At 49.9% G+C, this 1,153-nt stretch carries 8 tRNA genes and 2 rRNA genes; all 10 read left to right on the forward strand.

Features of this window, described 5'->3' with window-relative positions:
- The first annotated feature begins 14 nt into the window (after positions 1-14).
- Positions 15-131, forward strand: a 5S ribosomal RNA gene (gene rrf / locus ABVF21_RS22735).
- Positions 132-140: 9 nt separating this feature from the next.
- Positions 141-216, forward strand: a tRNA-Val gene (locus ABVF21_RS22740).
- 33 nt (positions 217-249) lie between these two features.
- Positions 250-325: transfer RNA gene (locus ABVF21_RS22745), tRNA-Thr, on the forward strand.
- A gap of 17 nt (positions 326-342) precedes the next feature.
- Positions 343-418: transfer RNA gene (locus tag ABVF21_RS22750), tRNA-Lys, on the forward strand.
- A gap of 7 nt (positions 419-425) precedes the next feature.
- Positions 426-510: transfer RNA gene (locus tag ABVF21_RS22755), tRNA-Leu, on the forward strand.
- 5 nt (positions 511-515) lie between these two features.
- Positions 516-590, forward strand: a tRNA-Gly gene (locus ABVF21_RS22760).
- An 18-nt stretch (positions 591-608) separates the two neighbouring features.
- Positions 609-685: transfer RNA gene (locus ABVF21_RS22765), tRNA-Arg, on the forward strand.
- Positions 686-711: 26 nt separating this feature from the next.
- Positions 712-788, forward strand: a tRNA-Pro gene (locus ABVF21_RS22770).
- 11 nt (positions 789-799) lie between these two features.
- Positions 800-875: transfer RNA gene (locus ABVF21_RS22775), tRNA-Ala, on the forward strand.
- 169 nt (positions 876-1,044) lie between these two features.
- A 16S ribosomal RNA gene (locus ABVF21_RS22780) occupies positions 1,045-1,153 on the forward strand; the annotation flags it as partial.

Consider the following 1,153-nt stretch of genomic DNA (forward strand, 5'->3'; position numbering starts at 1 on the left):
TAACATCCTGTTAGTCTAGTGATGATGGCGAAGAGGTCACACCCGTTCCCATGCCGAACACGGAAGTTAAGCTCTTCAGCGCCGATGGTAGTTGGGGGATCTCCCCCTGCAAGAGTAGGACGTCGCTAGGCTTATATAGTGGAGGATTAGCTCAGCTGGGAGAGCATCTGCCTTACAAGCAGAGGGTCGGCGGTTCGAGCCCGTCATCCTCCACCATATTTTCTTATAACCCGAAAGGGTACATATATCGCCGGTCTAGCTCAATTGGTAGAGCAACTGACTTGTAATCAGTAGGTTGGGGGTTCAAGTCCTCTGGCCGGCACCAGCTTTTCTTATCGAAAAGAGCCATTAGCTCAGTTGGTAGAGCATCTGACTTTTAATCAGAGGGTCGAAGGTTCGAGTCCTTCATGGCTCACCATGCATTTGCGGGTGTGGCGGAATTGGCAGACGCGCTAGACTTAGGATCTAGTGTCTTACGACGTGGGGGTTCAAGTCCCTTCACCCGCACCAATTGCGCGGAAGTAGTTCAGTGGTAGAACATCACCTTGCCAAGGTGGGGGTCGCGGGTTCGAATCCCGTCTTCCGCTCCATTAACTAAATTAGACTTTGCGCCCGTAGCTCAATTGGATAGAGCGTCTGACTACGGATCAGAAGGTTAGGGATTCGACTTCTCTCGGGCGCACCATTATTTTGTTGGTTTTCTTCTTTTTACGGGAAGTAGCTCAGCTTGGTAGAGCACTTGGTTTGGGACCAAGGGGTCGCAGGTTCAAATCCTGTCTTCCCGACCATTCATACCAACGGGGCCTTAGCTCAGCTGGGAGAGCGCCTGCCTTGCACGCAGGAGGTCAGCGGTTCGATCCCGCTAGGCTCCACCAATTAATTTTAAAAAAGTTGTTGACACTGACAAACGAATCATGATATGATGGTTTGGTCGCTGAAAACGACATTGAAAGAAAAATTGATCTTTGAAAACTGAACGAAACGCCATGTAAGTAGTTGTTTCTACGGAAACAAAACATTGTTTTAAAAGCTAGATTAAGCTTTCTATCGGAGAGTTTGATCCTGGCTCAGGACGAACGCTGGCGGCGTGCCTAATACATGCAAGTCGAGCGAAGAGATGGGAGCTTGCTCCCTGATCTTAGCGGCGGACGGG

It is taken from the genome of Pseudalkalibacillus sp. JSM 102089, from assembly GCF_041366475.1.
GTDB lineage: Bacteria > Bacillota > Bacilli > Bacillales > Guptibacillaceae > Guptibacillus > Guptibacillus hwajinpoensis_B.